General features: G+C 44.6%; 26 protein-coding genes and 1 tRNA gene. 15 read left to right on the top strand and 12 right to left on the bottom strand.

What is annotated here, in order from left to right; genetic code table 11:
- Positions 1–4: 4 nt before the first annotated feature.
- Both BWI96_RS23495 and BWI96_RS20065 read right to left on the bottom strand, forming a co-directional pair.
- Positions 5–343 (bottom strand): MFS transporter, encoded by a 339-nt coding sequence (locus BWI96_RS23495; protein ID WP_369804237.1) that lies wholly within the window; start codon positions 341–343, stop codon positions 5–7.
- Entirely contained in the window at positions 295–1,311 is a 1,017-nt protein-coding gene (locus tag BWI96_RS20065) for an MFS transporter (protein WP_369804235.1), read from the bottom strand. Before BWI96_RS20065 ends, BWI96_RS23495 begins: the two co-directional genes overlap by 49 nt.
- Before the next feature lie 477 nt (positions 1,312–1,788).
- On the opposite strand from BWI96_RS20065, the gene BWI96_RS20060 reads away from it, so the two are divergent.
- From BWI96_RS20060 to BWI96_RS20035, 6 genes are all read left to right on the top strand, one after another.
- The gene (locus BWI96_RS20060) at positions 1,789–2,226 is read left to right on the top strand and encodes a response regulator (protein WP_157830462.1); all 438 of its coding nucleotides are present in this window, start codon (positions 1,789–1,791) and stop codon (positions 2,224–2,226) included.
- A 77-nt stretch (positions 2,227–2,303) separates the two neighbouring features.
- Positions 2,304–2,714, top strand: coding sequence for a response regulator (locus BWI96_RS20055; RefSeq protein WP_106638294.1), 411 nt, complete (start codon positions 2,304–2,306; stop codon positions 2,712–2,714).
- A gap of 388 nt (positions 2,715–3,102) precedes the next feature.
- A complete protein-coding gene (locus tag BWI96_RS20050) occupies positions 3,103–3,621 on the top strand; it encodes a (2Fe-2S)-binding protein (RefSeq protein WP_106638293.1) in 519 nt (172 codons plus the stop codon).
- Positions 3,621–4,610, top strand: a complete 990-nt coding sequence (locus BWI96_RS20045; RefSeq protein WP_106638292.1) for a xanthine dehydrogenase family protein subunit M — start codon at positions 3,621–3,623, stop codon at positions 4,608–4,610. Before BWI96_RS20050 ends, BWI96_RS20045 begins: the two co-directional genes overlap by 1 nt.
- On the top strand, positions 4,607–6,859 hold the full coding sequence (locus tag BWI96_RS20040) for a xanthine dehydrogenase family protein molybdopterin-binding subunit (protein ID WP_106638291.1): 2,253 nt from the start codon (positions 4,607–4,609) through the stop codon (positions 6,857–6,859). The genes BWI96_RS20045 and BWI96_RS20040 overlap by 4 nt, the downstream gene beginning before the upstream one ends.
- A gap of 125 nt (positions 6,860–6,984) precedes the next feature.
- On the top strand, positions 6,985–7,458 hold the full coding sequence (locus BWI96_RS20035; protein WP_106638290.1) for a GNAT family N-acetyltransferase: 474 nt from the start codon (positions 6,985–6,987) through the stop codon (positions 7,456–7,458).
- Here the strand turns inward: BWI96_RS20035 and BWI96_RS20030 are convergent.
- Positions 7,453–8,919: a gluconokinase gene (locus BWI96_RS20030; protein WP_106638289.1), complete on the bottom strand. Its 1,467-nt coding sequence runs from the start codon at positions 8,917–8,919 to the stop codon at positions 7,453–7,455. The genes BWI96_RS20035 and BWI96_RS20030 overlap by 6 nt on opposite strands.
- Before the next feature lie 137 nt (positions 8,920–9,056).
- Here BWI96_RS20030 and BWI96_RS20025 point away from each other — a divergent pair, with 137 nt between their 5' ends.
- Positions 9,057–9,926, top strand: a complete 870-nt coding sequence (locus BWI96_RS20025; RefSeq protein ID WP_106638288.1) for a nucleoside phosphorylase — start codon at positions 9,057–9,059, stop codon at positions 9,924–9,926.
- Between the two features lie 285 nt (positions 9,927–10,211).
- On the opposite strand, the gene BWI96_RS20020 is transcribed toward BWI96_RS20025, so the two are convergent.
- Entirely contained in the window at positions 10,212–10,973 is a 762-nt protein-coding gene (locus BWI96_RS20020; protein ID WP_106638287.1) for a YwqG family protein, read from the bottom strand.
- Positions 10,974–11,223: 250 nt separating this feature from the next.
- Between BWI96_RS20020 and BWI96_RS20015 the strand changes: the two genes are divergently transcribed.
- A tRNA-Cys gene (locus BWI96_RS20015) sits at positions 11,224–11,297 on the top strand.
- Between the two features lie 38 nt (positions 11,298–11,335).
- Positions 11,336–11,950 carry a redoxin domain-containing protein gene (locus tag BWI96_RS20010; protein WP_106638286.1) on the top strand — a complete coding sequence of 205 codons (615 nt, stop codon included), beginning with the start codon at positions 11,336–11,338 and terminating at the stop codon, positions 11,948–11,950.
- A 150-nt stretch (positions 11,951–12,100) separates the two neighbouring features.
- On the opposite strand, the gene BWI96_RS20005 is transcribed toward BWI96_RS20010, so the two are convergent.
- The 4 genes from BWI96_RS20005 to BWI96_RS19990 all read right to left on the bottom strand — a co-directional run bounded on the left by BWI96_RS20005 (position 12,101) and on the right by BWI96_RS19990 (position 15,188).
- A complete protein-coding gene (locus BWI96_RS20005; protein WP_106638285.1) occupies positions 12,101–13,243 on the bottom strand; it encodes a methionine aminotransferase in 1,143 nt (380 codons plus the stop codon).
- Between the two features lie 43 nt (positions 13,244–13,286).
- Entirely contained in the window at positions 13,287–13,604 is a 318-nt protein-coding gene (locus BWI96_RS20000) for a phosphoribosylpyrophosphate synthetase (protein ID WP_106638284.1), read from the bottom strand.
- Positions 13,605–13,696: 92 nt separating this feature from the next.
- Positions 13,697–14,911, bottom strand: a complete 1,215-nt coding sequence (locus BWI96_RS19995; RefSeq protein WP_232793829.1) for a sterol desaturase family protein — start codon at positions 14,909–14,911, stop codon at positions 13,697–13,699.
- 37 nt (positions 14,912–14,948) lie between these two features.
- Positions 14,949–15,188: a hypothetical protein gene (locus BWI96_RS19990; RefSeq protein ID WP_106638283.1), complete on the bottom strand. Its 240-nt coding sequence runs from the start codon at positions 15,186–15,188 to the stop codon at positions 14,949–14,951.
- Positions 15,189–15,473: 285 nt separating this feature from the next.
- Here BWI96_RS19990 and BWI96_RS19985 point away from each other — a divergent pair, with 285 nt between their 5' ends.
- The gene (locus BWI96_RS19985) at positions 15,474–16,277 is read left to right on the top strand and encodes a mechanosensitive ion channel family protein (RefSeq protein ID WP_106638282.1); all 804 of its coding nucleotides are present in this window, start codon (positions 15,474–15,476) and stop codon (positions 16,275–16,277) included.
- 205 nt (positions 16,278–16,482) lie between these two features.
- Entirely contained in the window at positions 16,483–17,448 is a 966-nt protein-coding gene (locus BWI96_RS19980) for a sulfite exporter TauE/SafE family protein (protein ID WP_106638281.1), read from the top strand.
- Between the two features lie 192 nt (positions 17,449–17,640).
- Here the strand turns inward: BWI96_RS19980 and BWI96_RS19975 are convergent, their stop codons facing one another.
- Complete coding sequence (locus BWI96_RS19975) at positions 17,641–18,561, bottom strand: aspartate carbamoyltransferase catalytic subunit (RefSeq protein WP_106638305.1); 921 nt, start codon at positions 18,559–18,561, stop codon at positions 17,641–17,643.
- Between the two features lie 96 nt (positions 18,562–18,657).
- Positions 18,658–19,194, bottom strand: a complete 537-nt coding sequence (pyrR, locus tag BWI96_RS19970) for a bifunctional pyr operon transcriptional regulator/uracil phosphoribosyltransferase PyrR (protein ID WP_106638280.1) — start codon at positions 19,192–19,194, stop codon at positions 18,658–18,660.
- Between the two features lie 142 nt (positions 19,195–19,336).
- On the opposite strand from pyrR, the gene pth reads away from it, so the two are divergent.
- Positions 19,337–19,897, top strand: coding sequence for an aminoacyl-tRNA hydrolase (gene pth / locus BWI96_RS19965; RefSeq protein ID WP_106638279.1), 561 nt, complete (start codon positions 19,337–19,339; stop codon positions 19,895–19,897).
- 711 nt (positions 19,898–20,608) lie between these two features.
- Positions 20,609–21,961 carry a M28 family metallopeptidase gene (locus BWI96_RS19960; RefSeq protein ID WP_106638278.1) on the top strand — a complete coding sequence of 451 codons (1,353 nt, stop codon included), beginning with the start codon at positions 20,609–20,611 and terminating at the stop codon, positions 21,959–21,961.
- A 145-nt stretch (positions 21,962–22,106) separates the two neighbouring features.
- On the opposite strand, the gene BWI96_RS19955 is transcribed toward BWI96_RS19960, so the two are convergent.
- Positions 22,107–22,808 carry a head GIN domain-containing protein gene (locus tag BWI96_RS19955; protein ID WP_157830461.1) on the bottom strand — a complete coding sequence of 234 codons (702 nt, stop codon included), beginning with the start codon at positions 22,806–22,808 and terminating at the stop codon, positions 22,107–22,109.
- 105 nt (positions 22,809–22,913) lie between these two features.
- On the opposite strand from BWI96_RS19955, the gene BWI96_RS19950 reads away from it, so the two are divergent.
- Together BWI96_RS19950 and BWI96_RS19945 are read left to right on the top strand one after the other, a co-directional pair.
- Positions 22,914–23,555, top strand: a complete 642-nt coding sequence (locus BWI96_RS19950) for an NUDIX hydrolase (RefSeq protein ID WP_106638276.1) — start codon at positions 22,914–22,916, stop codon at positions 23,553–23,555.
- Between the two features lie 63 nt (positions 23,556–23,618).
- A complete protein-coding gene (locus BWI96_RS19945) occupies positions 23,619–24,194 on the top strand; it encodes a hypothetical protein (RefSeq protein ID WP_106638275.1) in 576 nt (191 codons plus the stop codon).
- A gap of 169 nt (positions 24,195–24,363) precedes the next feature.
- On the opposite strand, the gene kbl is transcribed toward BWI96_RS19945, so the two are convergent.
- Complete coding sequence (gene kbl / locus BWI96_RS19940) at positions 24,364–25,554, bottom strand: glycine C-acetyltransferase (RefSeq protein WP_106638274.1); 1,191 nt, start codon at positions 25,552–25,554, stop codon at positions 24,364–24,366.
- Between the last annotated feature and the right edge of the window lie 12 nt (positions 25,555–25,566).

The following is a 25,566-nucleotide window of genomic DNA, read 5'->3' as shown; positions in this document are numbered from 1 at the left end:
TACATTAAAGTGAAATAAAGGCTTTTTTCTGCTTCTGTAAGGTAATAATTCGCATCAATACGATTAAACCCACGACAAAAACGGCAGCGATAACCAGCACACTGTATCGCATAGAGCCAGTTAGCTGAATAACGACGCCAAAGGCGAAGGTGCCGATGACCGTAGAAATTTTATCACAAACGTCGTAGAAACTGAAAAACGAAGCCGTATCGTTGGTATTAACCGGTAATAGCTTCGCGTAAGTGGATCGGGATAAGGCCTGGATACCTCCCATCACCAATCCTACAATAAAGGCTAATACGTAAAACTGACTGCCCGTTTGGACGAAGAAAGCCCCCAGCAAATGCCAATCCAGATGACCACAGCGATGATTAAGGCCTTGAAGTTACCCAGTTTTGCCGAGCATTTGGCAAACAGCCAGGCCCCCAGAATAGCAACCAGCTGAATGACCAGTAATACCGCAATAAGTGACCCAGAATCGAGATGTAACTCTTTGTCGCCGAACAAGGTAGCTAGATACATCACCGTCTGAACGCCCATGTTGTAGCAAAAATAAGCCATCAGAAAACGTTTCAGAATGGGCATATTCTGAAGCTGGCCCATGACATGCTTTAGCTGACGAAAGCCATTAAAAAGCCAGTTCCCTTCAGCCTTTTTCTCAGAAGCTATTTCGGGCAGATTCGCAAACGTGTACTGAGCAAAGCCTGCCCACCAGATTCCGACGGAAAGAAAAGCAATGCGGGGAGGCAGGCTATCGTCAGTGATGCCGTACCATTCTGGTTTCAAGACCATAGTTAAGTTGAAAATTAACAGAATTACACTCCCCACATAACCCATCGAAAAACCCCGGGCACTAACCGCATCGTAGCGGTCTTCGGTTACTATTTCGGGTAAGAAAGAGTTGTAAAAGACGATGCTTCCGGCCCAGCCCACCAGCGAAAAAATAAAGTAAAATGTAGAGCTGATGTAATTCTCTTTAGTGAAGAAAAAAAGCAGGGCACAGTTGATGGCTCCCAGGTAACAGAAGAACTTCATGAAAAGCTTTTTGCGACCAGAATAGTCGGCAATCGCTGAAAATAAAGGACTTGTCAGGGCAATGATGAGAAATGCAGCCGAGACTGCGTAGGAAAAGACCACCGAATTTTGAAATTCGAAACCCCAGAAATTAACCAGATCAGGATCTTTGGTAACGGCAGTAGCTCCAAAGTAAATGGGAAAAATGGCGGTTACAATGACGAGTGCATGCACGGAGTTGGCCCAGTCGTAAAAGCACCAGGCCCGAATTACTTTAGGATCATTTTTAATCAGCATATAGCTTTACAATTTGGAAAAAACGCAGAAATAGGTTTAGTGTGTGAATACTCAACTATGCATGAGCAGTGACTTTGTTTACTTTCATTTTTAACTCACCAGGTTGAGTAATTGGGGTCTAAGTAGGTAAATTTCTTTAATACTCAGCATATTTCCAGGAATCCGAGATCGAATATGAACCTTTTCAAGCCTAAAAGTAGTTAAGAATTACAAACGATCCTGTCTTCACTTTTTTCAATCAATCCCTTCCTATAGTTTAGAATTTTATTTATAATTAATATATAATTAGTTTAGTCATTGTCAATTCGATACCTTTGGCTATGCTTCTTTAATGTATTGCTGATTATAGCGATATTATACGCTTCCGCCATAGTTCAGGTAAGGTTGTTGTGCATGATGTCTCAAGCTTTTTTGCTAAATCAAGTGCAAACCAGTGAATCAGACTCCTGATGCTTTTTCACAAATCTTATGCTCACTATGAATAACAAGCCTCTTTTTTTAGTAGTAGATGATGATCAGGACGATCGGGATTTACTGGGGATGGCTTATAACGAAGGGACTTATAACTGTGATCTTGTTTTTGCAGAAAGTGGTCAACAGGCTCTGGACATTCTGGATAAATCCGCTGTTCAACCCTCTTTATTACTCCTCGATATCAATATGCCCGGCATGAATGGGTTGGAGTTACTTCAAAAACTGAAAGTTTCTGAACGCTACCGGGTTATGCCGATTGTGATTCTGACTACTTCCAGCAACTCCAAGACTATTGACGCGGCCTACCACATGGGAGCTAATTCTTATCTGATAAAACCAGATAATTTTAATAAGCTTTCCAAGGTATGGGACTCGTTGTACCATTTCTGGACTAGTACCGCCAAACTACCGATCTCCAGCACTTCTTTTATTGCAAGCTAGATTTTTATGTCTATGTTTGCTCTCTTATACGAAACTAACTACGGGACATCATTCCCAACTACCAATAACTAACAATCATGAAGCCCAAACCGCTCTTTCTGGTTGTAGAAGATAACGCCGATCACCGTTTTCTTTTGGAATGGAGTTATCAAAAAAGTAACCAAAGCTGTAATATTCTTTTTGCTGAAGATGGACTCAAGGCCATGGAAATTCTTGAAAATTCGCCAGTAAAGCCTGCTTTGATGCTTCTCGATTATGAACTTCCTTACCTGACAGGTCTCGAAGTAATGTCCCGGCTAAAGGGCTCCCCGCAATGGAAGCATTTACCCATTGTGATGATGTCCGCCAATGATGATCCGAAATTAGTTAATCAGGCTTACATCGCTGGTGCCAATTCTTTCCTGGGCAAACCCCAGAATTACGACGATTTCAAAAAAATCTGGAGCCTGGTTTTTGAATTCTGGTCATTAACGGCCAAGTTACCCTAGCTCGGTTACTCTATAAATAATTGTTAGTTAATAAATTGCTGTTCAGCATTTTACTGACGAACCATCTATTATTAACTAATTAAAAGAACTTACATCTGATTCCTACAAATCATTCCTGACCATCAGGAATGATTTTTTTGCCCCTATTAAAAATGATAGAGGCCATGATGTTCATTATTCTTATCCTTACTGCTGTCGTATTGGTTTCGCTGGTGAATTCCGTGCGAATCATCAGCCGAGAAAATTCCTCAGAATTTTAGTTTCTTCTCTTTCCTGAGCTAAATTCTTCTGGTGCTGGGGTATCCATTGCCGCGTTTCCGAAAATAATCTACTGGAACATAGTTTTACCCGAAGGTATTTAATCATTATCCAACGAAACCTTAAAGCTATGTCCCTAGTCATTGATACCGAGCCCCGGACCGGGGTTTCGTCAACGAGCTCCATTACTTTAAAAATTAATGGATCAGAAAAACGCATTTCCATTGCTCCCTGGACTACTCTACTCGATGCCCTGCGGGAACATCTGGATATGACCGGAACGAAAAAAGGTTGCGACCACGGTCAGTGCGGAGCCTGTACGGTGCTGGTGAATGGGAAACGCATTAACTCCTGTCTTACCCTGGCTGTCATGCAGGAAGGCAATGAAATTCAGACGATTGAAGGCCTTTCAAAGGGAAACGAACTTCATCCGCTTCAGGAAGCTTTTATTGAACATGATGCCTTTCAGTGCGGCTATTGCACGCCCGGACAAATCTGTTCAGCCGTAGGATTAATGAATGAAGGCAAAGCTCACAACGCCAGCGAAATTCGGGAATTGATGAGCGGTAATCTCTGCCGCTGCGGTGCTTATACTAACATTGTGGACGCCATTGAGGAAGTGATTAATAAAGAAGGGAGGAATGCCTAATGAATCCATTTGCCTACACACGAGCTTATGGCGTAGATACCGCCCTGAATGAAAAAACGGAACGTGCTCACTACATTGGTGGGGGTACGAATCTGATTGATTTGATGAAGGAAAACGTCATGCATTCGCAGTTGCTCATTGATGTGAACCATCTGCCTTTTCATGAAATCGAAGAAACGGAATCCGGTGGCCTGCTACTTGGAGCCATGATGACTAATGCAGAAACGGCATATCATCCACTGATTGAAGAGCGTTACCCCCTACTGGCAAAAGCCATTCTTGCCGGAGCTTCCCCTCAGTTGCGGAACATGGCTACCAATGGAGGTAACCTCATGCAACGCACCCGCTGTTATTACTTCTATGATACGGCTACTCCCTGTAACAAACGCGAACCCGGTTCGGGCTGTTCAGCTATCAATGGATACAATCGGATTCATGCCATTCTTGGTACTAGTTCTGAATGTATCGCTACCCATCCTTCTGATATGTGCGTAGCTCTGGCAGCTCTGGACGCAACCGTTCACGTCAGTGGCCGCAATGGGGATCGAACCATTGCCTTTAACGATTTCCATCGCTTGCCGGAAATGCATCCAGAAAAAGACAATACCCTGGAGTCCGATGAATTAATTACGGGAATTGAGTTACCAGAAAAAGGATTCAAAGATCACTTTACGTATATCAAAATCCGGGATCGTCAGTCCTATGCCTTTGCCTTAGTGTCGGTAGCTGCTGCTCTGGAACTGGACGGAGATACCATTACTGATGCCCGTATAGCTCTCGGTGGCGTGGCTCATAAACCCTGGCGAGATCAGGGAGCTGAATCGTTACTGAAAGGCAAAAAAGCGACAGAAGAGAATTTTGAACAGGTTGCGGAAACAATCCTGGCAAACGCCCAGGGGTATGGTCATAACACGTTCAAGATTGAGTTGGCCAAACGAGCCATCATCCGAGCCTTATCTGAAGCCACCGAAAACGTACATCTTTCATGAGTAATAAATATATCGGCCAGGCGACGCGTCGGGTAGACGGTCGGGCCAAAGTAACGGGACAAGCCAAGTATGCCGCCGAATTTCAAACCGAAGATCTGGCGTATGGCGTGGTTGTTTCCAGCACCATTGCTAAAGGCAAAATAACGGCTATCGATACTTCTGAAGCCCTGGCTTTAGAGGGAGTGATTCAGGTTTTTACGCATAACAATGTCTCAGGTCTGGCCTGGTTTGATAAAAGTTATAAAGACCAGGACTCGCCGCCGGGCTCTCCCTTTCGTCCTCTGAACGGGCCGGAAATTAAATTCAGTCAGCAACCCATTGCTTTGGTAGTGGCTGAAACGTTTGAGTTGGCTCGTTATGCCGCTACACTGGTTAAGGTAGACTACGAAACCGAAGGCCCGGTTGAGGTAGAAATTCGGGATCATCTCGATAAAGCTTTCGATCCCGGTAAGGGAAAACAGGGGTATAAGAAACCTAAAAACCGAGGCAATTTTGCGAAGGAATTTGCGAAGTCTGACGTCCGGTTCGAGACCAGTTATTACCACGGAGCGGAACACCACAATCCCATGGAAATGCATGCTTCGACGGTTATTTACGAAGCTGACGATCATCTAACGATTTACGACAAAACCCAGGGAGTATTTAACAGCCAGAATTACGTAACCGGAATTTTTGGTTTGTCGAAGAAACGGGTTCGGATCGTCTCTCCTTTTGTGGGTGGAGCTTTTGGCTCGGGCTTACGTCCCCAATATCAACTATTTATGGCAACGCTGGCTGCGTTAGAATTAAAGCGTTCGGTACGGGTTACCCTTACCCGCCAGCAAATGTTTTCCTTCGGCCACCGCCCGGCAACGCTACAGAAATTGTCACTGGGAGCGTCTCAGGATGGCACCTTACAGGCCCTGAATCACGCGGCCTATTCTGAAACGTCCCGTTTTGAAAATTATACAGAGACCATTGTAGACTGGTCGGGAGCGATGTATAAGTGCGATAACGTTTCCTACGACTATAAGCTCATTGCGGGTGATTTGTACACGCCCCTGGATATGCGGGCTCCCGGAGCAGCAACGGGAGTGTATGCCATCGAATGTGCAATGGATGAACTGGCTTATAAACTCCGCATGGATCCGGTGGAATTACGTTTAAAAAATTACACCGAAGAAGACGCCAATCAGGGCAAGCCTTATTCAAGCAAGGAATTGAAAGCCTGTTTCCAGCAGGGAGCCGAGAAGTTCGGTTGGTCGAAGCGGACCCCGGAACCCCGATCCATGCGGGATGGTAAAACATTGATTGGCTGGGGCATGGCCACGGGTATGTGGGATGCCATGTTCGTTCCCTCCCGAGCGAAGGCATTTTTATCGGCAGATGGAAAGCTGACGGTAAGCAGCGGAACTTCCGATATTGGAACCGGCACTTATACCATCATGACGCAGATTGCAGCTGAAACGCTTGGAATGCCCATGGAGCAAGTGACTTTCAAGTTAGGTGATTCGTCCCTGCCCCTTGCCTACCTGGAAGGCGGTTCGGCGACGGCAGCGTCCGTAGGAAATGCCGTTCGGATTACCTGCGAGAATATTCGGGAAAAGTTACTTAAGCTACTTTCCCGTACCAGTTACGCTCCTTTGGCTGACCGCCCGCAGGAAGATCTGGAATTTGCTGATGGAAAAATTCGCCTCAAAGCGGATCCTGAGATTTGTATCTCCTACTCCGATATTCTGAAGCAGGCGGGTGAAAACTACCTGGAGGATACTTCGACAGCCTTACCCAACATGCTCAAGCAAATGGATTATGCCCGGAACACACACTCGGCCGTTTTTGTAGAAGTTCGGGTAGATGAAGATTTCGGAACGGTTCGGGTGAGTCGAATGGTCAGTGCTATCGCTGGCGGTAAAATTCTCAATCCGAAGACAGCCCGTAGCCAGATCTTGGGAGGAATGGTTTGGGGCATTAGTAAGGCTCTGGAAGAAGAAAGCCAGGTAGATTCAAACTTTGGCCGATTTATGAACCATAACTACGCCGAATATCATATTCCCGTCAATGCAGACATTCCGGCTGAGATGGAAGTGATCTTCGTCGAAGAAAATGATGATGTCGTAAATCCGATGGGCATTAAAGGCCTGGGCGAAATTGGTGTTGTTGGCGTAGCTCCGGCCATCGTCAACGCTATTTTCCACGCCACGGGCAAACGCATCCACGAATTACCCGTCACCCTGGACAAGATCATTATGGAAGATCTGGTTGTAGAGTAGTCAATTCTTCGGTAATAAAAAGGCCAGCCTGAAACGTTTCAGGCTGGCCTTTTGTATATAATCTAATAATGATTTATAAAACAAAAACGAATCAAAAACTCAAAACTCTAAACCCAAGACAATAAATGGTAACCCTTCGATACAGTCCTTTTTCCCCTGAAGACGTTGAAAAAATTCGATCTATTTTTAATCAGTATGCTCTGGGTTTGGGTATAGATTTATCGTTTCAGAATTTCGAGCACGAGTTACAGATATTACCTGAGTTATACGGTTCTCCTGCTGGATGCGTCATTCTGGCCGAGGACGAAAACGATCAGGTGGTGGGTTGCGTGGCCCTTAAACCCCTAAAAGAATCCGGCATTTGCGAAATGAAACGCTTGTTCGTCCATCCTAGTCAACGCGGCACCGGATTGGGCCGAAAACTGGCCGAGGAAGTCATCCATTACGCCACAAAAGCGGGCTATCAGACCATGAAACTTGATAGTCTGGAACGATTAACCTCCGCTATTCGTCTTTACCAATCACTGGGATTCGAGCCCACAGAACCTTACGTTTTCAATCCCCTGGCTGAGGTGGTTTACATGAAGCTTGATCTATAATGATTTAGTCGCTTCGTACAGCTTCATGAATCGCTCAAAAATTTGCTGGTATTGAGCCGCGTTCTCTGGATTAGGCTTGAACGAACGATCCACCTTCAGACCTTTCAGCTTTTCCTGATGGTCCTGAATAAATCCGGCGGCTTTCATGCCCATCAAGGCAGCCCCCCAGGCACCAGCTTCTACGCTTTCGGGCAAACAAACCGTTTTTCCGCACACATCGGCCAGCATCTGCACCCAGCGTTCGCTCTTGGCAAAACCACCCGAAGCGTAGATTTCATGCACGTCTTCCCGTTCTTCCAGAATCCGAACGATGGAATACGTATGCAGGCAAATACCTTCCAGAACGGCCCGAATGAAATGGGCTGAAGTGTGCTGAAGCGTCAGCCCGTAAAAACTACCTTTGGCGTGAACATTCCAGATCGGAGCCCGCTCACCGAGTAAGTACGGCAGGAACACTAAATCTAGTGAGCCCACGGGAATTTCCGATGCTTTCTCGGTAAGTTCATCTTCCGACTGCCCCGGGAAAAATTCATCCCGTAACCATTGAAAAACCACTCCACCGGAGTTGGTTCCTCCCCCAATGATATACGTCTCTTCATCCAGTAAATAGCAGAACGTCCGTTTCTGATTGTCCAGAATGGGCTTTTTCGAACTTACCCGCACGGCTCCGCTGGTGCCGATGGTAATGGCTACCCGACCGGGCGTTACGGCCCCTGTTCCGAGATTAGCCAGGCAACCATCCGAAGCTCCGATTACCCACTGCGTATCTTTTACTTTTTCGATGGATGATTCGTATAAATCCAGTACCCCATGATTGATTTCCGAAACGGAATAATAGGTAGAAACGGGTTTGGAAAGCTTATCAGCCGTGATGCCAGCGGTCTTCAGAGCCAGTTCGTTCCACACAAGCTTATGGATATCAAACATCGCCGTAGCCGAGGCCAGGGAATAATCAATGACCCATTCCCCCGTGAGCTTATACCAGATGTATTCTTTGATTCCAACAAATTTGAAGGCCGTTTGAATCAGGTTTGGCTCGTGTTTTTGCCACCACATTAACTTACAAAGCGGAATCATCGGATGGAGGGGCGTTCCGCAGGCTTCGTAAATTTGTTTACCTGTTTCACTATGGACTAAAGAATCTGCTTCTTCCGTAGCTCGATTATCCGCCCAGATGATCAGATTAGTGAGCGGATTTCCCTCCTTATCTACCGCCATCAGGCTATGCATGGCCGCACAAAACGTGATCGTCCGAACGGGAGCATCCAGTTCCTTGATAACCTTTTGTAAACAATTCTCTACAGCTTCCCAGATTACCCCAGCGTCCATTTCGCTAAAATCAGGTTCCGGGTGAATCATTTCATACCCCTGATTATGCTGACTTTTTACCACTCCTGAATCATCAAAAGCAACGGCTTTGGTGTTCGTGGTTCCGATATCTATTCCAATCCAGTATTCCAACGTTTTTTCTGATTATGATATACCCATGAACCTATTCACTGGTTTTGGTATAATTCTGTTAAGTTTAGGCGGAGGAACCCATCGCGGCCTCCCTAATCGTTTCTCAAACTTAGTACTTTCATTGATTTGTAAAAGCCATGCCCTATCCTGCTTCTGAATTAATTCTTAATCCCGACGGTAGTATTTATCACTTAAAACTCTTGCCAGAAGATGTAGCAGATACCGTAATCGTCGTTGGAGACCCCGACCGGGTCGGAATGATTTCCCAATTTTTTGATCGGATTGAAATAAAAAAACAGCACCGCGAGTTTGTAACGCACACTGGTTCTATTGGCAAAAAGCGGTTAACCGTGGTTTCTTCAGGCATTGGTTCGGATAATGTAGAGATCGTCATGACGGAACTAGATGCCGTTCGGAACATTGATCTTAAACGTCGCGAACCGCTGCCTTCTCTTAATCCTCTGAAAATCATCCGCATTGGTACTTCAGGAAGTTTGCAATACGATATTCCGGTGGGATCGGTAGTGGCATCCAGCTCAGGCGTGGGTCTGGACGGCTTACTTGATTTTTATGATACCGACGAATCACGCTGGTATCCCGAATTTTGTCAGGAATTAAAAGATTCCCTGCAATTAAGGTTACAGCCTTACGCCGTTGATGGCTCTCAAACTTTACTCGATGGGTTCACTACCCGACTCATTCCCAACGTTTTTGCCGGGATCACGTTAACTTGCCCCGGCTTTTACGCCCCGCAGGGACGCAGCCTTCGATTGGCCCCGAAAATTCTTAATAGCATCGACACGCTGAATCAGTTCAACTGGAATGGGAATCGAATCACCAACTTCGAAATGGAAACAGCAGCTTATTATTTATTTGGAAAAATGCTCGGACACGAAATGCTTTCACTGAGTGCTATTGTAGCGAATCGGGTCAGTAACGAGTTTGCTCCTGCCCCGGAGCAAGTCGTTCAAAAACTAATCCGCGATACTCTGGACTGGTTGATTTAGCGGTTGTTAGTTGTTAGCGGCCGCCGCTGCGGTTGTTAGTTGTTAGTTGTTAGTTGTTAGTTGTTAGTTGTTAGTTGTTAGTTGTTAGTTGTTTATCAAATAAATTTATTTCTCAAAAAATAGCCCGATCATGCCACTGCCAGCGAAAAAGCTGGCAGTGGCATGATCGAACTACTTCTTCAGTAAGCTGGACGTGTTTGGCTGGCAGCGGTAGAAGGCAACATTTACCTCATTCAAAAAAAGGAACAAAACCATCTGATTCTGTTCCTTTTAGTGTATCAATCATTAGTAGCAATCCCAATAGAAGTAGGCCTTTGAAAAGTCCTTCTTCTTTAGATCATCTGGATTAATAAACACGTTAGCTACGCCTGAATCGCCAAACATGATCTTTTCATCGCTATCAATTTGTAATAACAGCAAATCATTTTTCTTAGACGGGCTGTAAGATCTAACATCCTGCTGTGTGAAATAGGCATACCCTCCTACTTTACTGCCCCCCGATGTAAAAAAGGTGCCCAGTTGTTTTGCATCTTCTTCAGCTAATGATTCTTCAAAATCCCAATAGTCCTGTTCACCAAACATATAATCAAACCGCTCGTCTGCTACACCACCATATTCTACGCTTTTTTCAAACTGCAAGGCGTGCTCGCTTAAAATGGGACTGTCCAGGTAAAAATCATCCGTTAGAAAAGAAAAGTCTTTCTGATGTTCCTGCGTCAAATCTTCATGGTATAAAACGGCGTATTCCTCCATGTCATACCAATCGTCGGGTGATACGAATAATTGCAGAATACCCTCGGAAGGGTACTCAGGTAAAGAAGGGAGTTCCGAAAAATTAATCTGAGCCAGTAGAATCATGGGGGTTCCCTTACTGTCTTCGGGATAATCCACACCGACCGGAAGAAAAGGCAGGCCTAAAAATTTGCTTTGCGTAATACTTAAGGACTCGCCATTGGCAATTGGAGTAGCATTGATCAGTACCGTCTCCATCTTATATTTCTCCAGGTCTGCCTGATAGGGACTAAGAAATTCGGGAAAGTTCATCATGACTTATAGGTGAGTAGGATCGTAAAACTTATGATCTGTAGGCTATTTTTCTTTGCTGAAGTTACAGGGTAATGAATGACTGCATTCTCCGTACGTATTCTTTTTTTAAGACTTATACTCTAACTATTTGATTACTAAATACCTATCTTACTCTCATAAGTGACTTTATAAATTTCTAAAAAATTATTACTCTACTAGTTCTATAGATAATATATTTTCATATATATTTGCATCATCCAACCACAACACGGGCTGTGTGGTCGAGTGGTGAGGCAGAAGCCTGCAAAGCTTCCGACGCGGGTTCGAGTCCCGCCACAGCCACCAGATCGCATCCTCCTGACAGACTATAAACGCTTATTGCCATGTTATACGAAATTGAAGATGAAGCGGGGCAAATTAATACAGTAAAAATTAAGCCTCTGATTAATAAACGACCCGAACGCGTAAGCCCTTTCAAGGAAGGTCAGACGGTTCCCTCCTTTTCGCTAAAAGCGAGCTCTGGGGTCTGGAATGCCTCGTTGGCAGATCAGTTTCAAAGTCGGCATGAGCTAAGTCTGGCAGAACTGGTTCAGAAAAAACCGTTGGTATTGAGTTTCTATTGCCCCTGCTGGAACGCCTATGCTCCCAAGCATTTACGGGTGCTGCAAACGCTCAACCAAAGTATCAAGGGATTAGGTGGCGAGTTACTGGTACTTTCCAACGAGCCTGCTCCTATGCTGCAACAATTGGCTGATTACGAAGACCTGGATTTTAATCTGGCTTATGATCGCCACAATCAGATTGCCCGCAGTTTCGGGGTTTACTCTGATTTTCACCCCCTTTGGGAACGGGTCTCCGGTATTTCCGACGACGCCTATATTCCCGCCGTTTACGTCATTAACCGTCAGCGAAAAATCGTCTATGACTTTGTTGACGAAAACCTCGAACTAGCTCCCAATGCCCGGGCCTTACTAACTGCCCTATACGTTAATCGTTAGTTAGTACGAGAGATAAAGTTTTACTTAACCAAAACCATGTTCTGTTTTTCAGAATTTGACTACTATTAAGTAAGTGTGTATGCAATCAAGGAAAAAAATGCCACTGGATCTTCCGGCGGCATTTTTAGTTGGTTTATGATTCTGAAGGCATTACCACTGAATTTTTAATAGTCGTTCTGCCGCTTGTTGCAACATGCTGTTATCCTTTGCGAAGCAGAATCGCAACAGTTTTTGATCGGTTTTTTGCTGATAAAAAACGGAGGTCGGAATGGAAGCGATGCCGTATTCTCTGGTTAATCGAATGGCTAATTCGGCATCCCCTTCTTCACTTAATCCCTGATACGAAAGGCTCTGGAAAAACGTACCCTGCGAAGGCTTCCAGCTAAAGGCCGAACCTTCGAGGTTCTTAAGAAAAAAATCCCGTTTTTGCTGATAAAATTCTGCAACGGAAAGGTAATGCTCCGGTTCCTGCAAGTAGTCCGCTAAAGCGAACTGAATGGGAGTGACGGTGCTGAAGGTCAGGTATTGATGAATTTTTCGAAATTCAGTGCTCAATTCTGCCGGAGCAAGACAGTAACCCACCTTCCAGCCCGTGATGTGAAACGTCTTGCCAAAGGAGCTACAGACGAACGTTCGCTCAAATAAGTCGGGATGTTGGGCTACTGAAACATGAGGGATTCCATCGAAGGTAATGTGTTCATAGACCTCATCGGCTACAAGGTAAATTTCCCGCTCTTTAATCAATCTTGCTAACTGATTCAGATCGTCCTTATGCCAAACCTGACCCGTCGGGTTATGCGGCGTATTAATGATCATCAGCCGGGTTCGATCCGTTATTTTTTCGGACACTTCCGACCAACTAACTTTAAAATCAGGGGCTTGCAAACTGATAAAAACCGGAACACCGCCGTTCAGTTCAATCGCCGGAACGTAGCTATCATACGCTGGCTCAAAGATTATAACCTCATCGCCCGGACTAACCACCGCTGAAATAGCAGCAAAAAGAGCTTCGGTTGCTCCAGAAGTAACCGTAATTTCTCGTTCAGGATGGTAAATCAGCCCCGAAATCTGTTCGGTTTTCTGAGCCAGCATTTCACGCAACGGAGCCACACCCGTCATTGGAGCATACTGATTAACTCCCTTTCGAAGGTAGGTCTCGACCCGATTGATTAACTCCGGGGCGGCATCAAAACTCGGAAACCCCTGTGACAAATTTAAAGCCCCGTGTTGCTGGGCCAGTTGCGACATCGTCGTGAAGATAGTCGTACCGACGTTCGGTAATTTCGTTTTCAAAGGGAGAAAAACTAATAAATGTGAATATCCATTAAACGGTGAATCAGGACTCGCGATTCACGGCCAGCTTAGCCGCCAGTTCGGCACTCGTGCTTTCTTCCGCATAGACCCCATAAGCTGAGATCAACACTCCTCTCTCGCCGTCGCGAGATTCAATTGCGTACACGATTACATTATCATCAGGATCGGACATACCTTCCAGTCGCACCGTTTCTACTATTTCAAACGCTTCAGGTTTCAGTCGCAGGTTTTCCTGCGAACAATGAATGGAATCTGGTTCGAGATTAAAATCCAGCGTAAATCCTTCTTTCTTCAATCGTTCCAGCACCTGGATCAGGGTTTCTTCTGTTGGTTGTGCCATCGTTGCCTATAGGTTAAAAAGTGAAGAACTACGGGCAAGGTACTGGTTTTGCTCGTAGTTCTTCACTGCTAACTGATGATTTCATCATTGATTTATTCGTACACCCAATGCACGTATTGACGACGCAGAAAACCCGAAGTAAAGACCAGTACTACGCTAATCACGTTTAGTCCCACCAATAGCCAGGCATTTTCGGTAAAAGCATAGAACATCAGAATCAGGCCACAAATGCGAGCGTACTCCAGATACAAAACCCAGGTTTTTTTTTCTAAAATCGCACCGATGTTAATCAGCGTTAGCAGAATAAAAACGCCGCCACCGATACGAATACTTGAGGGCCAGTAATGATCCAGTAAAATCAGGAAAAAGAGCAGAACGGAAACGGCCACCAGTTGAGCAATAACGTAAATTCGCATGTGGCGACTGACCACCACTTCCGGTTGTTGAGACAGAAATATTTCCTCCAGTTCTCCCCTGACATTAGGATCGAAGTTAGCTGGCTTTCCAAAAACGACACCGAGTTTATTGAGAAAACCGGGCGTCTTTTTCACTGAAAGTGCAATCTCCATTAAAAAATGGAAATGCTGCCAGAGAAAACTATAACTCTTTAAAGGCTTCGTTAAGCCATAGACTGGCGTTTCGGTTTCTTCGACGAACGTACCAAAAATCTTATCCCAGATAATCAGCACATCGCCGTAGTTTTTATCAAGATATATTTCATTACTGGCGTGATGAACGCGGTGGTGCGAAGGAGTAACGAAAATGTATTCCAGCCAGCCCAATTTTCCTACCAATTGGGTATGCGTAAAGAAGGGATAGGCTCCGTGAATGAGTAATAACACCGTAATCATCTCCGCAGAAAATCCAATTAGCGGTAAGACGCACCAGAAAGCTCCCCGGACGATGGCCTGGAAAACCGTGATCCGTGCGGCAACGGTATAATTGAATTCCTCGCTTTGATGATGCACCACGTGAACGCCCCAGAAGAGGTTAATCTCGTGGGCAAAGCGATGGTACCAGTACCAGACCAGATCTGTCGCCAGAAAAAGCAGAATAAACGTCCAAGCGTTCTCCTTAATGTCAAAAAGGGCAAAATGGTGATGAATAAAGTCGAAGACGTAATAGAAAAGACTGCTAACGTACAAGTCGCTAAGCCGTTCGGCTATGCCTACCCCAACGTTGGTAGCGGAATCGGCAAAGTGATGGACTTTTTTTTGTTGACGTAAGGATAGATAATACTCTAAGCCAATGAAAAAAACGAATAGTGGGATGGCAAAGGCGAGAATGTTGAAGTCCAGACCTTTCATAGAATTTATGGTTATGTACGCAAAAAATTGGGTAATCTTATGCGGTAATCGGGAACACTTTAGAAACGCCGGAAACGGCCATTATTCTTCGAATTAATACTTGTTCAGGTTCATGTAGCTCCACTTTGATGATGCCGCGTTGGGTATGCTCCTGATAATCGAAATCGACCTGGCGAACGCGATTCCCTTTTCGGCGGCTAACGGCATTCAGTACTTCATATACCAGCAGGCGGCTGGAATTACCCTGAATTTTTAAGTCAATAATAGGATTGTTCATGGCGTTTCGGTTGATACAGCAAATTAAAACTATTTATCCTATAAAATAAGTAGATTAATATACTTTTATATGTTAAATATTTTAAATATTTGACAATCAGAGTTTTACTTTTTAAAAGCAGCTTTAGCTTTTTTAGTTCAAAAATCCCCCCTCTTTTTACCAATTCTGTATCAGAGCCAAACGTACCGTTTACTAATAAATATTGATATTAGTTATCATATTAGATAATAAGCTTTAATATTACCTCGATTTAAAAGCAGCCTTTACCCTTAATAGTAATCCAAAATGGATTTAGAAAACGCTAAAAACGTTGCCCTTCTGGCTATTTCCCAATACGGCGGGAAAGTATTACTTGCCTTAGCTACATTTCTGATCGGTCGTTTTATCATCGGAAAATTGATCCGGTTTTTGTCCAGTCGCATGAATCAAAGTAAGATCGATCGGGACGTACAACCTTTTCTTTCTTCCATGATTAATGTCCTACTGAATGTCATGCTTCTGCTGAGCTGTGCGGGCATTCTGGGGATTGAAACGACCTCTTTTGTAGCCATTCTGGGTGCGGCGAGTTTAGCCGTAGGGCTGGCCTTGCAGGGAAGTCTGGCGAACTTTGCAGGAGGCGTGTTGATTCTGATTTTTAAACCTTTTCGGGTGGGTGACTTGATAGAAGCACAGGGATTTACAGGGGTCGTGGAAGCCATTCAGATTTTTAACACCATTTTAGTTACTCCCGATAATAAAACCATCATTATCCCCAACGGGCCCCTATCGACCAGCCCTTTAACGAATATTTCCGGCAAAGGTATAATCCGGGTGGATATGGTCTTTGGGGTGGGAAGTCAGAATACCTTGGAAGCCACCAAATCGGCCATTCAGAAAGCAGTAGACGCTTGCCCTCATGCTCTGAAAGACCGACCACACGATGTGTTACTAACCAAACTTCAGCCCGATTCGGCTACTTACGATGTTCGTGTCTGGACCACTCCTGCTCATTACTGGGATACTTATTACTTTATGCAGGAACAAATCAAACGGCAATTTGATCAGGATGGCATTCAGGCCGCACAAAAAGTGATTTACATCAAACAGTAGCGATCATTTTAATTTTCATAAAAAAGGGAGCTTTCAGGAAGCTCCCTTTTTTATGAAAATTACCATAACCATCTAAAATACAGACCATTACACATCTACCAGCGTCGTCTGCAAGCTTAAGGATTTGTTAAATCGTGAATATATTATTCTACTAATTTGGTGGAGTAGTAAATACTCTACTATTTTTGTAGGTAAACAATACTGCATGGAATCCACGCCAGACCTCATTCAATCGACCCAACCTAGACCTTCGAAAGCTAAAGTGCGTCGAAAAAACCCGTTTGAAGAAGCCATCATTACGCTCTGGAAAAGAGAACGTAAACCTGCGGAGGTTTTTATTCATATAGTTAATGCCCTGGCATTAATGATTGTTGGTCATTTGATCTTCAAATTTCTGACAGTAGAGAACATCATTACCGCTTTCAATTCTATTACCGTTGATATTCTGTGGTATGTTCTCGGTGGCTTTCTGGCTCAGATGGTAGATGGAGCTCTGGGCATGGCGTATGGCGTTTCAGCCGCTACTTTTCTGGCTGGCGTAGGCGTTTCCCCTTCCGTGATTTCCATGAGTGTCCATACTTCCGAAATATTTACCAGCGGCGTTTCGGGTTATATGCACCTGAAATACGGCAACGTGAATGCCAAGCTATTTAAAGTTATTCTGATTCCCGGCGTCATTGGAGCGGTATTAGGGGCTTATTTGCTTTCTTCGGTGCTGGAAGAATACATGGACTACGTAAAACCCGCCGTCTCCGTTTATACCCTCATCCTGGGGATCGTCATTATCCGCAAAGCCCTCATCAAGCGTCAGAAAAAGAACCCGATCAAAATGATTGGCCCCCTGGCCTGGTTTGGTGGATTTATGGACTCCATTGGCGGTGGCGGCTGGGGACCTATCGTTTCATCTACTCTGATTGCTTCGGGTCGGCATCCCCGGTATACCATTGGCTCGGTCAATCTGGCTGAATTCTTTATCTCCTTCTCTTCTTCCTTGACTTTCTTTTTAGTCATCGGACTTTCGCAGTGGCAGGTAATCCTGGGCTTAATTCTCGGAGGAGTGATTGCGGCTCCCATCGCGGCTCGTCTGGCCAGTAAGTTACCCCTCAAGGCCATGATGATTATGGTAGGTATTGTGGTGATCCTAGCTAGCTTAAAACGACTGATTGGGTAGAGCGTTTGGAGTTTATTTGTTTTGGGTTATATGTAGATAAAAAAGAAAAGGGATCGAAATTCGATCCCTTTTTTACTGTAGAGACGCGATTGATCGCGTCTAATCCGCACAAAATCAATTATTAGTCAATCTATTATTACAGGTATGACTACCCCTTCCCTACGCATTCGATTAACGAACGCGATGAATCTATTAACGCTGAGCAGCCAATAGGTATAACACTGCCATCCGCGTAGCTACGCCATTTTCTACCTGATTCAAAATAATAGAATGCTCAGGAGAATCAGCGGCATCGGAGCTTAACTCCACCCCACGGTTAATGGGGCCGGGGTGCATTAATACAATAGGTTTATCCAGTTCATCCAGCATGGCTTTGGTTATGCCATAATACAACGAATATTCCCGCAGACTTGGAAAGTACTTCACCTGCAAACGTTCCAGTTGAATCCGTAGTACGTTCGCTACGTCGCACCAGCGTAAGGCTTCGCGAACGTCATGCGAAACGATGACCCCCAGATCACGAATGTACCGAGGGATCAACGTGCTCGGACCGCAAACCATTACTTCGGCACCCAGTTTTTTCAGACAGAAAATATTCGAAAGTGCTACGCGAGAGTGTAAAATATCGCCAATGATCGCCACTTTCTTACCCGCCACATCACCCAGTTTTTCACGAATGGAAAATGCATCCAGCAAGGCCTGCGTGGGGTGTTCGTGCGTACCGTCGCCCGCATTTACCACATTAGCAGGAATGCGTGTAGACAGGTAATGCGGTGCTCCGGGTGAACTGTGACGCATCACGATCAGATCTACTTTCATAGACAGGATGTTATTCACCGTATCCAGCAGGGTCTCCCCTTTTTTTACCGAACTTCCTGAAGATGAAAAATTAATTACGTCAGCAGAAAGACGTTTTTCGGCCAGCTCAAACGACAGACGGGTACGCGTAGAGTTTTCAAAAAAGACGTTTGCAATGGTAAGGTCACGCAGGGAAGGAACCTTCTTAATGGGGCGATTGAGCACTTCCTTAAACTCGTCCGCGGTTTGGAAGATGAGCTGAATATCCTCTTCAGTGAGGTCTTTAATGCCTAGTAAATGTCTTGTACTTAGCACGTTCGTATAAATTAAGTTTCCGTTGATGAGCGAAAACAAATGGTGTATTCAAAAAAAGCCCCCTCAAAAAGATCGGAGGGGGAAACATCTATTCCATTAATCACTGAGCCAAATACCGTCTTTCTCGTGGCCTTGTTCTTTCCATTCCACGATTACCCGCTGCGTATCGAGCGTGTTGACTTTCATACCTACGTAATCTGGAGCGAGAGGAATATCACGATTGTATCGACGGTCAATCAATACCGCCAGTTCAATGCGTTCCGGGCGACCAAAGAAGGTCATGGCATCCAGAGCGGCCCGTACCATCCGACCTGTCGCAATCACGTCGTCCACCAGAATTACCTTTTTCCCTTCAATGGTAAAAGGAATTTTAGTCTGGTTCGGACGAACGATTGACTCCCGGCGGCGGAAGTCGTCCCGGTGAAAAGTAGCGTCGAGCCAACCGAAAGGGATAGTCGTTCCGGTGGTCTGTTGTAGTTCCTGATGAATTCGTTGGGCCAGATGAATACCCCGGGGTTGCAGACCCAGAATAACGGTATCTGCAAATAATTGGTGATTCTCAATAAGTTGTTGGCACAATCGACTAATTGTGATTTCCAACAAGGGACTGGCAAGAAGCAATCGTCGCTGCATAGGATGGCAAAATTAGGCAAACGAAATTAGGATTTAGGAATCCTAAGGGGCGAAATTCGCTTTTCAATTGCGAAATAATTGCGGATGCGTTGATCTTCTGTACAATGTGCCAAAGAAATTTATCCGTTTAATCTAAAAATACATGAAGTATCTCATCGCGGGTCTGGGAAACATTGGCCCGGAATATGCCCTGACCCGTCATAACATCGGGTTTATGGTTCTGGATCGGCTGGCGGCTCAGGAAGGATTAAAATTTGATATAGGCCGACTGGCTTACGGAGCCGAACTCAAGTATAAAGGTCGTACGATATACCTGATCAAGCCTACTACGTACATGAACCTGAGCGGGAAGGCGATTAACTACTGGATGAAGGAATTAAAAATTCCCATTGAAAATACGTTAACTATTACGGATGACATTGCCCTTCCCTTCGGAAAACTTCGCGTTCGTTCCAAAGGATCGCACGGCGGGCACAACGGGTTACGAAATATTCAGGAAATTTTTGGTACGGATCAATACGCTCGTTTACGGTTTGGTGTCGGAGGCGATTTCCCGAAAGGACGACAGGCAGATTACGTTTTGGGTGAATTTCCGAAAGCTGAATTAGAGTTAATTCCCGAGCGTCTGGATAAATGCATTGACATTCTTTTGTCTTTTTGCACTTTAGGAATTGACAAGACGATGAATAATTTTAACGAATGATTGTACTTATTAAAGAATTTTCAATTTTTGGAAAGTAATATTTTCAGGAACTTTATTCCATATTTATCCATATAATATTTTACCTAGCGGTCTTTTTGTATCAAATTTTTCGTAATAGTGCTTTTAAAATAGGATATTATTCCGAATAATATTTTGAAATTGTAATTTTCCAAGTTTGGACTTTTAAATTAGTGTATCTACATTTGTAATGTCAAACGAGGACAAGTAAATTGTAAAATACCAGGAAGTATCAGAAATGATTTGTAACTTTGTGGTAGTTACCAGAAAAGAAGTTGAAGATTTGATTTCTCAATAAAATTAAGTTTTCAAAAAATAGTTTCTTTTCGAAAGCTTTAGCGAAATTGCAGAAATTTCATTTCGCAGGATTTGTTCTCTTTGGAATGCATTTTTTGGAACTATGTTTACTAGTGAAGAGTTCCAAAACCAGACACGAAGGAAAGATAAGTGAAAGAGGCCGTGTCGTATTATTCACAAGAGGTTAGCGTTTTTTCATAGTAAAATAGGTTTAGAGGTTAAGTGGGATAAGGTTGAGCGTTTCGCTCGGCCTTATTTTGTTTTATAGCTATACTGACATTCGTAGCCTTTCTTCAGGGTTTTCCATCCTAAATTCCCCAGCCCATCTATTCTCCCATCGGAATGAGCTCAGAAGTATTACTTTGCTTCATCACTGACCAATACTTTTGAGATCGTATGTTCAAACGTTACCTGCTCCTCGGAGCTTTCTTCCTCCCACTTGTTAGTCATGCTCAGGAAATAGTGAATCGCGACCCGGAAATTGAGCGTTATGTCAAAGCTATTTCGGCAGATTCCATGAAAGCCAGTGTAGAAAAACTGGTTTCCTTTGGCTCTCGTCACACCATGAGTTCAGTCACGGATGCCACAAAAGGAATTGGAGCGGCTCGTCGATGGACGCTTTCCAAATTTCAATCTTACGCTAAAAACTCCGGTGGCCGTTTAACCGCAGAACTACAAAGCTGGACCTTAAAACCCGACGGTCGCCGGATTGATAAGGAACACGAAATTGCCAATGTCGTCGCTACCTTAAAAGGCACCGATCCTGCGGATGATCGCGTTTTTGTCATTTCTGCCCACATCGATTCCCGTGCTTTCGATATTATGAACCGGGATATTGATTCGCCCGGTGCCAATGACGATGCGTCTGGAGTAGCCACGGCTTTGGAGCTGGCTCGGGTTATGGCTCAGGCCAAATTTCCGGCTACCCTTGTCTTTTTGATTGTGAGCGGAGAAGAACAGGGTTTATACGGAGCGGATTATTATGCTCAACAGGCCGTTGATAAAAAATGGAATCTGGAAGCCATTCTCAATAACGATACCATGGGTTCCTCAGCCGGAAGTGAAATGAGTGTTATTGATAACACGAGACTTCGGGTTTTCAGTGAAGGCTTACCCGCCTACCAGACTGCCGAGCAGGCCGCTACAATTCGGTCCATTGGGGCGGAAAACGACGGAAAAACGCGTCAGTTAGCTCGTTACATGAAAGAGGTGGGCGAACGTTACGTTGAAAATCTGGAAGTGGTTTTGATTTACCGAAACGACCGTTTTCAACGCGGGGGTGATCATACGCCTTTTGTCAATCGTGGGTTTGCGGCGGTTCGTATTACCGAAATGAATGAAAACTTTGATCACCAACACCAGGATATTCATACCGAAAAAGGTAAAGAATACGGCGATTTGATCAAGTTCATGGATTTTGAATACCTCCGTAAAAATGCCGGAGTTAATCTGGCCGCCCTGGCGAACTTAGCCAAAGCTCCACAAATGCCTCAGGAGGTCAAGATTGAAGTAAAAGGATCGGCCAATTATGCTAAACTGAATTGGAAAGCTCCGAAAAGCGGAAAAGTGAAGGGCTATTATGTGTTAATGCGGGAAACCTATCAGCCTTTCTGGCAAAAGAAGTTTTTCGTGACGGATACGTCGATTACGCTCCCCTACTCGCGTGACTCTTATTTCTTCGCCGTTCAATCCATCACGGAAGGCGGAAATGAAAGCTTACCCGTGATTCCTCTGCCCACTGGGCGTTAATAGAATACGAACATCCCGAAAGTTTAAAACTTTCGGGATGTTCGTGCTAGTAAGTTCTTATCGTTATTGAATAATCTATGACTTAACCATAAAGCCAAGAATATCAATCTAATAACTAACAACCGCGGTCGCTAAAAACTATGAACTACTCGGCTTTCACCTCGCCGCCCAAATTAGAACTGACGTTCTTCCGGGAAGGCTTTCCTTTGTAACGAACGGCTCCGCCGGTATTAGCCGAGGCATCCAGCCGTTGCGTAACGGTAATCCACGCCACTCCGCCCGTGTTGGCTTTTACGAAAGCGTCCTCACTTGTTAAGTTATAAGCGTGAATTTCTCCACCGGTATTTACACTGGTTTGTTGTTCAGAAGCCTTGCCCGACAACTCCAGAACGGCCCCCTGAGCAGCTTTCGCCTTCAGATTGCGAACGTCGGCTTCGAGGGTAATCTGGCTTCCGGTAGCCGCCTGAAGATCCAGATCGCGGGTTTGCACCACCTGCAATACTTTCACATCGGCACCCACACCCGTATACAGTGATTCAAGATTAGTGTAAGCCAGACTTACGTGAATGTCACTGGTGCGGCAATCCCCTTTCTTGACTACTTCCTTTTCCCAATTCTGACGAATGATTAACTCATCGTTCTTCGTTTCAACGGTTACTTTAGAATCGTCCAGCGATTTTGGGGTGGTGATTACCAGTGATGGACTGTCATTCTTTAATAACTCGGCTGTTACGCATCCCAGAATTCTGACTTTATTAAAGGACTTAATATCAATCGTTTTGGTTTGCTGAGCGTAACCAGACAGGGAGGCTAAAAGCCCGAAGGCCACTAATTGATAAGATTTCATAAGATTCATGATCATATTTTTCATAACAAAGATGCAGTTGTTTTATCGTCCGTTGCAGGGAAAACGAGTAATTTGAGCCATTCTTATAAGATTAATAAAAACAAGATGGGCGACTACGCACAATCCACCAAGTTTAAACTCTGGTTAAAGAACCTCCAACGCAACGGCGTTATTATTCACGGCACGGAAGAGTTATTCACAAAATATCGTTCCGATGGTGACTTGCTTTTCGGGTTATTCAATCTGGATGCGACGGTTCCTGAAGGCCATAAAATTCTTCCGCTCTGCTTTATCAAGGGGGAAGTTATTTCGATCCTTACCTGTTTGATTGATAAAGAAACAAAAGAAAAATACCTGCTGCTGGTGCAACAACGCCGCATTTGCGACGGGAGTTACATGTACGAACACCCCGCCGGCATGGTGGATGGTTCGGACTTACCGCTTGATGTGGCCGTGCGGGAAATTCAGGAAGAAACCGGGTTAATTGTTACTGCTGATCAGGTTCATCAACTGAATGAAAAACCCTTGTTTCCCAGCAGCGGCACGAGCGACGAAGCCATGTACTTTTTCTACGTCGAACTGGAGCTAAGCCGCGAGGAAATTTTCAGTTATGACGCCCAAACCACCGGAGCCGATCACGACGAATTCATTCTTACGAAAGTGGTCCCCCTGAAAGAAGCTATGGGCCTGATGCGTAACGCCTGTGCTTTACTGAATATTCATTTATATCTAGCAGCGAAAGTTTAATTCAATACTTTTGCCAGCTACTAATCAGACATTTACATTACATCTACGTCTTAGAATGCTAAAATGAAACCGGCCCTATTCATAGCCCTGTGGTTGGGGTTAATTAGTGTTTCTTCCAAGGCTCAGGATAATTTCGGATTAAAGTTTTTCGGTTTGTCTATTCACCCCAAAGGAGAAAGAGAAAATGCATTTTTAATGCCCCGCCGATTCGATAGCAAGGGTTATCTGGTCCTAAACATTGGAGGTGTTTTATCTTACGAGAAATTCATCGTGAAGGATATTCTTTCCGTAAAGATAGCGAGTGCTTTGTACGCTGATTGTGCCGCTCAGCTAGGTGGATTTGAACACGTGGGTATAAGAGCTAAAATTTTTAAAACAGAAAAACATAGCCTATACGGTGGGATTGGTCCAACTTTAGTTTTTCGTAAAAACTGGCTTCGGCTCAAGGGTTACAAGAACTTGAATCGATTTCGGGGAGACATTGATGACCCCTGGCAACACCTTTTCCTTTGGTATGGCGGTGAGTTCGAGTACAAGTATACGCTAACCAGGAAATGCGACTTTGCACTCTCTTTTGTTCCAGGTTATCCTGATTTAATGAGTATCTCGTTTGGCTTGCATTACAAGCCAGGCTTATAAAGCCTTATTGAGAAATGATTCAGAAAGAATATATCTATACTGAACAGGCCTAAAACGAAAAAGCCATGGCTGAATCAGTCATGGCTTTTGAATTTTCGTTGAAGTGTAACTATGAAAACCAAAAAATCTGTTAGCTGACGGGAAGTACCCATCAACTAATAATCAATACTTATTTAATAACGCCGAGTTCCTTACCCACTTTCGTAAACGCAGCCACTGCTTTTTCCAGGTGTTCACGTTCGTGACCTGCGGAGATTTGCACCCGAATTCGGGCTTTTCCCTGAGGTACTACCGGATAGAAGAAACCAATGACGTAAATGCCTTCTTCCAGTAACTTCGCAGCAAATTCCTGAGCTAAGGGAGCGTCGTATAGCATTACGGGAATAATGGGGTGCTCTCCGGGCAATAAATCGAAACCAGCGGCGGTCATTTCCTGCCGGAAGTAACGGGCATTCTCTTCGAGTTTATCGCGTAAAGCCGTAGAAGACTTTAATAAATCCAGCACCTTCAGCGAAGCTCCTACAATGGCCGGAGCCAGCGTATTGGAAAACAAATACGGACGCGAACGCTGACGCAGCAGATCAACAATCTCTTTCCGAGCCGCCGTAAATCCACCCGAAGCACCGCCTAAGGCTTTTCCGTACGTTCCGGTAATAATGTCAATGCGACCAAAGACATTTTTATATTCTGGCGTTCCGCGGCCTGTTTTACCAATAAAACCGCTGGCGTGGCATTCGTCTACCATGACCATTGCGTTATACTGATCGGCCAGATCGCAGATTTTATCCAACTGGGCAATGGTGCCATCCATGGAAAACACGCCATCCGTGACAATCAGGATACGACGCGATCCAGCAGCAGCCTTCAATTGTGCTTCCAGATCGGCCATGTCATTATTCTTGTAACGGAAACGTTTGGCCTTGCATAAACGAATCCCATCAATGATGGAAGCATGATTCAGTTCATCTGAAATAATAGCATCCTGCTCATTGAGTAAAGGCTCAAAAACGCCTCCATTGGCATCAAAAGCAGCAGCATAGAGAATACAGTCTTCGGCTCCGACAAACTCAGCCGTGGCCTTTTCCAGTTCTTTATGGATGTCTTGTGTACCGCAAATAAAACGAACCGAAGACATGCCAAAACCATGAGAATCAATGGTTTCGTGAGCGGCCTGAATGACGTCCGGGTGTGACGACAAACCCAGGTAATTATTGGCACAGAAGTTCAGTACTTCCGTTCCGTTTACAATTCCGATCACTGCCGACTGAGGCGTCACAATGATTCGTTCTTTCTTATATAAACCAGCGGCTTCAATGGCAGCCAGCTCCTGCTGAAGTTCTTCCTTAATAGATCCGTACATACATTACTAAAT

This window comes from Siphonobacter sp. SORGH_AS_0500, assembly GCF_002838835.1.
In the GTDB taxonomy this organism is placed as follows: Bacteria; Bacteroidota; Bacteroidia; order Cytophagales; family Spirosomataceae; genus Siphonobacter.
The sequence above is the reverse complement of the archived record's forward strand: the minus strand, read 5'-3'. Positions and strand labels throughout refer to the sequence as shown.

Bases quoted from the DNA above. Each gene is read 5' to 3' on its own strand.
- BWI96_RS19950 (WP_106638276.1), top strand. From the start codon at position 22,914: ATGGGCGACTACGCACAATCCACCAAGTTTAAACTCTGGTTAAAGAAC.
- BWI96_RS20000 (WP_106638284.1), bottom strand. From the start codon at position 13,604: ATGGCACAACCAACAGAAGAAACCCTGATCCAGGTGCTGGAACGATTG.
- pyrR (WP_106638280.1), bottom strand. From the start codon at position 19,194: ATGCAGCGACGATTGCTTCTTGCCAGTCCCTTGTTGGAAATCACAATT.
- BWI96_RS19995 (WP_232793829.1), bottom strand. From the start codon at position 14,911: ATGAAAGGTCTGGACTTCAACATTCTCGCCTTTGCCATCCCACTATTC.
- BWI96_RS20025 (WP_106638288.1), top strand. From the start codon at position 9,057: ATGCCCTATCCTGCTTCTGAATTAATTCTTAATCCCGACGGTAGTATT.
- BWI96_RS20050 (WP_106638293.1), top strand. From the start codon at position 3,103: ATGTCCCTAGTCATTGATACCGAGCCCCGGACCGGGGTTTCGTCAACG.
- BWI96_RS19990 (WP_106638283.1), bottom strand. From the start codon at position 15,188: ATGAACAATCCTATTATTGACTTAAAAATTCAGGGTAATTCCAGCCGC.
- BWI96_RS19945 (WP_106638275.1), top strand. From the start codon at position 23,619: ATGAAACCGGCCCTATTCATAGCCCTGTGGTTGGGGTTAATTAGTGTT.
- BWI96_RS19985 (WP_106638282.1), top strand. From the start codon at position 15,474: ATGGATTTAGAAAACGCTAAAAACGTTGCCCTTCTGGCTATTTCCCAA.
- BWI96_RS19955 (WP_157830461.1), bottom strand. From the start codon at position 22,808: ATGAAATCTTATCAATTAGTGGCCTTCGGGCTTTTAGCCTCCCTGTCT.
- BWI96_RS20020 (WP_106638287.1), bottom strand. From the start codon at position 10,973: ATGATGAACTTTCCCGAATTTCTTAGTCCCTATCAGGCAGACCTGGAG.
- BWI96_RS20035 (WP_106638290.1), top strand. From the start codon at position 6,985: ATGGTAACCCTTCGATACAGTCCTTTTTCCCCTGAAGACGTTGAAAAA.
- kbl (WP_106638274.1), bottom strand. From the start codon at position 25,554: ATGTACGGATCTATTAAGGAAGAACTTCAGCAGGAGCTGGCTGCCATT.
- BWI96_RS20055 (WP_106638294.1), top strand. From the start codon at position 2,304: ATGAAGCCCAAACCGCTCTTTCTGGTTGTAGAAGATAACGCCGATCAC.
- pth (WP_106638279.1), top strand. From the start codon at position 19,337: ATGAAGTATCTCATCGCGGGTCTGGGAAACATTGGCCCGGAATATGCC.
- BWI96_RS20065 (WP_369804235.1), bottom strand. From the start codon at position 1,311: ATGCTGATTAAAAATGATCCTAAAGTAATTCGGGCCTGGTGCTTTTAC.
- BWI96_RS20045 (WP_106638292.1), top strand. From the start codon at position 3,621: ATGAATCCATTTGCCTACACACGAGCTTATGGCGTAGATACCGCCCTG.
- BWI96_RS19980 (WP_106638281.1), top strand. From the start codon at position 16,483: ATGGAATCCACGCCAGACCTCATTCAATCGACCCAACCTAGACCTTCG.
- BWI96_RS19960 (WP_106638278.1), top strand. From the start codon at position 20,609: ATGTTCAAACGTTACCTGCTCCTCGGAGCTTTCTTCCTCCCACTTGTT.
- BWI96_RS20010 (WP_106638286.1), top strand. From the start codon at position 11,336: ATGTTATACGAAATTGAAGATGAAGCGGGGCAAATTAATACAGTAAAA.
- BWI96_RS20040 (WP_106638291.1), top strand. From the start codon at position 4,607: ATGAGTAATAAATATATCGGCCAGGCGACGCGTCGGGTAGACGGTCGG.
- BWI96_RS20060 (WP_157830462.1), top strand. From the start codon at position 1,789: ATGAATAACAAGCCTCTTTTTTTAGTAGTAGATGATGATCAGGACGAT.